This window comes from Phormidium pseudopriestleyi FRX01 (assembly GCF_017313335.1).
In the GTDB taxonomy this organism is placed as follows: Bacteria; Cyanobacteriota; Cyanobacteriia; order Cyanobacteriales; family Laspinemataceae; genus Laspinema; species Laspinema pseudopriestleyi.
Genome location: NZ_JAFLQW010000597.1, coordinates 1 through 3,646, shown reverse-complemented (window position 1 = coordinate 3,646; position 3,646 = coordinate 1). Strand labels below are relative to the sequence as shown.

Below are 3,646 nucleotides of genomic sequence, written 5' to 3'. Positions count from 1 at the left end.
TTTGGTAAGGTGGCGATTACCTCTGACGGCTACTTGAAACGAAACTAATGTAGGTGGTATTGCGATAAAAAAGCGAATCAGGTACAATATCAGAAACCGGAATCGCTGTTGAGGAGCGTCTCAAATGCTAGAAATCCACAAAAGTTATGTCATCGACGAAAACCAGAAGGCGATCGCCGTCCAAATCCCGATCGCAGAGTTTGAGAAGATCGAGGAAATTCTCGAAGATTACGGCTTGGCAAAATTGATGGAAGAAGTGCAAGACGAAAAACCTCTATCCAAAGAGGAAGCACTGAAATATTATGCTTTTTTAAAGGCTAATAATGTAGAAAATTGAATATACCAAACGATTTTTAAAATAGTTGGCGGCTTTATCCATAGAAGTTCAAGGTCGAATTCAACCCATTATTTTTCAAGAAATCGAAACCGAAAATTCCTTTGATTTAGGATATTTGCAAAAAATGACAGGCTATTCCGATAAATATAAAATCCGGGTAGGTGACTATCGGATTGGCATGACGGTTGACAAAAAAACACAAACCATAATTTGTGAACGAGTAGCTCATCGAAGGGATATCTATAGAAACTTTCCTTAGCACTTAAGGTTCGCTCATTTTTGACCCTAATTGATGGAATTCCCACGGTGCGATCGCCCGTTCCAGACCCCCCTTATCCCAACTCCCTGCTACCATGAAACTCTCATCAATTCTGATTAGTTTAGGACTCGCATTGTTACTGGTTCTGACTTCCCCGACTCTACCTTGGGGACAAACCTCTGTGCAATGGAATAATCCGGCGATCGCCTCTCCTACCGCTTCCCCTTGTGCAAACGTCGCCACCATTAACAATGGCGCTTTGGAAATTCACTACAGTCCCGACTGTTTAGAACAAAAAATACATCTGAGTCAGTTACTCCATCGCTTAGAACCCATTGTTGCTGAAAAAACTAGCAACAAAATCACTGTCAGCAATCTCAACTATGCATTAATTCCCGAAGGAATCAACCTCCAGGCAGATGTAATCGTTAATGTCAAACCGCTACCGGGAAACTTGCCTGTTTCAGTCTCTCAAGATTTATCCTTGAGTATCCAAGATGGATATCTCTACATTAAAGCTGGCGAAACTGATTTAGAAAGCTCCAAATTAGTCATTAAGTCTAGCAAAGGGATGATTACTAAAAAACTTGACCAAGAATTAGCTAGATTTAACGGTAAAAAATTGGATGAAGTTTTGGCAATTAACCAACTCAATACTCTGGCAGAACCAATTGGAATTAGTTCAAATGCGGTGGATTTTGTGATTCAATCCATTGAAAATAAACTGAACCTGAGTCTGGATGAAAGAGGTTTAACCCTGGCGGTTCGGTTGCGATGAATGCTTGGGGATGGCGGATGGGTTTTCTCAGGGAAGGATGCGATCGCCCTCATCGCTCAGGCTGGTTTTCGGATTCGTGCATCATTATACATCAGAATTTGACAAGCGACTGATGAATAATCCCTGATCCCACCCTTGCAGATTTTGCCGATATCATTCTGAGTCGTCCCCTGGAGTTTGTGTAGGTGAAAGATTATACCATAAAAACTTGAAAAATAAAAATATTTTGTTTTACAGAAAAAATAGTTAGAGACCTGAGTAATTTTACTTTTTACGCTATACTTAGCCTATTCTGTTTAGAAGTTCAATTTTTAGGCACGACTTATTCTGAAATGAATTCACAACAATTGATCAGCCGCACTGAGGAAGAATCAATGATTCCTTATGGGGAGTATGCAAAGAAATTGCGTCCCCTACTGCCGAAGGAGGCATTTGAACCCGATCCGGGTAAGTTAGTCATTTTATCGATTAATTTGGTGATCATGATCTTGGGTTGGGCGATCGCCTCCACATTAGATCATTGGCCAGTCTTCTTATTATGGCTTTACCTCCCGATCGCCCTAGTCATGGGCAATAGCGTTATTGTCCTATTGTTTAGTTCTCATAACCTGATGCATGGCAGTGTCATCAAAAATAAACGAGTCATGGACATCATGGGGTTTCTCGGATTAACCCTGTTGTGGATGCCGCCAACCATGTGGAAAGCAGTACATAACCGTGAGCATCACAATAAAACCAATTCCCTGAACGACCCCGATCGCAACTACTTGGAGAGTCAGCCTAAAAATTGGGGAAAAAGGATTCAACAGCTATTTGTGCCGTCTGCGGAGGTCCATCCCTTTTGGTTAGCGGTGGGAATGACCAGTGGTTGGGGAGTCCATAATTTTAGAAACATCACCTCAGTGCTGTTTTTCAATGATAAATCCGTGGATTACGTCCCTGCCGCTTTTACCGTCAGTCCAAAAGAACGACGGGCGATCGCCTTAGAATTAGTGGCGATCGTAGCGATGCATCTCACCATCTTGTTTTCCCTACAATTTGACCCCATCAAACTCCTGCTGAGTTACTTTCTGCCGATCGCCATTGGCTATGCCGGTGTGATATTTTATATTTATACCAATCACATGGTCTCGCCGATGAGTAGTGTTAACGACCCCACGTTCAATACCTTATCCATCCGAGTTCCTAAAATCTTCGATTGGTTGCACTTGAACTTTTCCTACCACACCGAACATCATATTTTCCCCAACATCAACTCAGACTATTACCCCCAAGTTCGAGAATTGCTAGAACTTCACTATCCCGGTCGGTTGAAGTTAGTCGATGCCGCAGAAGCTTGGCGTTTATTGCTACAAACTCCTCGCCATTATAAAGATGAAAATACCTTTACCGATTGGTCCGGAGAAAAATCGGTCCCTTGTCCCGTGATCCCGACTTCAGCTAAAAACTGACAATCAAGCAAAAACAACCGACACCTTAAAGAGTGTCGGTTGTTTCTGAAGCCTACCAATAAAGTAGGGGTAACAAATTCGTTACCCCTACCCCGCAAACTATGTGAGAGTTATTTCACAAACTTAGAAGCGGCTGGTGTTGGGTTTGTGGATGATGAAGCTGAGCACTTGGCACTGCTTGATGTTATCAAATCCCACAACGCGGATGTAGCAAGCGGGGTATTCACTGCGGCACGCTTGGACTTCGCTCATCACGTCCTGGACGGAACGTGCATTGAACAAAGGCAGCTTCCACAGGGTCCAGTAGTAAACCGTGGGGTCAGAGGTTTCATTGAATTCAATGGCAGGAATATAGCCTTGGTCAATGATGTACTGAATCTGCTTACCAATCTGTGCATCAGTCAGAGGGGGCAGATAGGAAAGTGTTTCGTAACGACGCTCTTTTGGCAGAGTTTTCATAATTCTTTGTCTCTTTGCTGCGGGATCTACAAGGATTGGCGGTTTAAGCCTGAATTGACACTCCCACGTCTAAAGAGCATGGGATTCTTTAAGAGTCCAGAATTTAGACCTTAAGGGCGTAGTCAATGCGCCCCTACCTATTCACGCTCACTGACTCGCCATGAGGCTTACGGCTACCTTTTTTAATCTCGAAGCTCTCGTTCGCACTTTTCAACACTAGCCAGTTCGGTACACTCGATATCCTGTCTCTGCTTGCCTGTTCCTTAGTCTTTCCCAGTATGGCTGGTAGTTTCTTTCTGGCGGGAGTTTCACCGACCTAGGATATTTCAACGTGCAGTTGATACGCCTACTTGATTTAGCTC

General features: G+C 43.3%; 5 protein-coding genes. 4 read left to right on the top strand and 1 reads right to left on the bottom strand.

Features of this window, described 5'->3' with window-relative positions; all coding sequences use genetic code 11:
- Positions 1-124: 124 nt before the first annotated feature.
- The 4 genes from J0895_RS22770 (at position 125) to J0895_RS22755 (ending at position 2,825) form a co-directional block, all read left to right on the top strand.
- Positions 125-337 (top strand): hypothetical protein, encoded by a 213-nt coding sequence (locus tag J0895_RS22770; protein ID WP_207090279.1) that lies wholly within the window; start codon positions 125-127, stop codon positions 335-337.
- A gap of 25 nt (positions 338-362) precedes the next feature.
- Entirely contained in the window at positions 363-596 is a 234-nt protein-coding gene (locus J0895_RS22765; RefSeq protein WP_207090278.1) for a type II toxin-antitoxin system RelE family toxin, read from the top strand.
- A gap of 94 nt (positions 597-690) precedes the next feature.
- The gene (locus J0895_RS22760) at positions 691-1,374 is read left to right on the top strand and encodes a hypothetical protein (RefSeq protein WP_207090277.1); all 684 of its coding nucleotides are present in this window, start codon (positions 691-693) and stop codon (positions 1,372-1,374) included.
- 332 nt (positions 1,375-1,706) lie between these two features.
- The gene (locus J0895_RS22755; RefSeq protein ID WP_207090276.1) at positions 1,707-2,825 is read left to right on the top strand and encodes a fatty acid desaturase family protein; all 1,119 of its coding nucleotides are present in this window, start codon (positions 1,707-1,709) and stop codon (positions 2,823-2,825) included.
- A gap of 123 nt (positions 2,826-2,948) precedes the next feature.
- Here J0895_RS22755 and J0895_RS22750 read toward each other — a convergent pair whose 3' ends face one another.
- Positions 2,949-3,284, bottom strand: a complete 336-nt coding sequence (locus tag J0895_RS22750; protein ID WP_207090275.1) for a ribulose bisphosphate carboxylase small subunit — start codon at positions 3,282-3,284, stop codon at positions 2,949-2,951.
- Between the last annotated feature and the right edge of the window lie 362 nt (positions 3,285-3,646).

What these genes read in the sequence shown, in the direction of transcription:
- J0895_RS22770 (WP_207090279.1), top strand. Translation starts at nt 125, where the DNA reads ATGCTAGAAATCCACAAAAGTTATGTCATCGACGAAAACCAGAAGGCG.
- J0895_RS22750 (WP_207090275.1), bottom strand. Translation starts at nt 3,284, where the DNA reads ATGAAAACTCTGCCAAAAGAGCGTCGTTACGAAACACTTTCCTATCTG.
- J0895_RS22760 (WP_207090277.1), top strand. Translation starts at nt 691, where the DNA reads ATGAAACTCTCATCAATTCTGATTAGTTTAGGACTCGCATTGTTACTG.
- J0895_RS22755 (WP_207090276.1), top strand. Translation starts at nt 1,707, where the DNA reads ATGAATTCACAACAATTGATCAGCCGCACTGAGGAAGAATCAATGATT.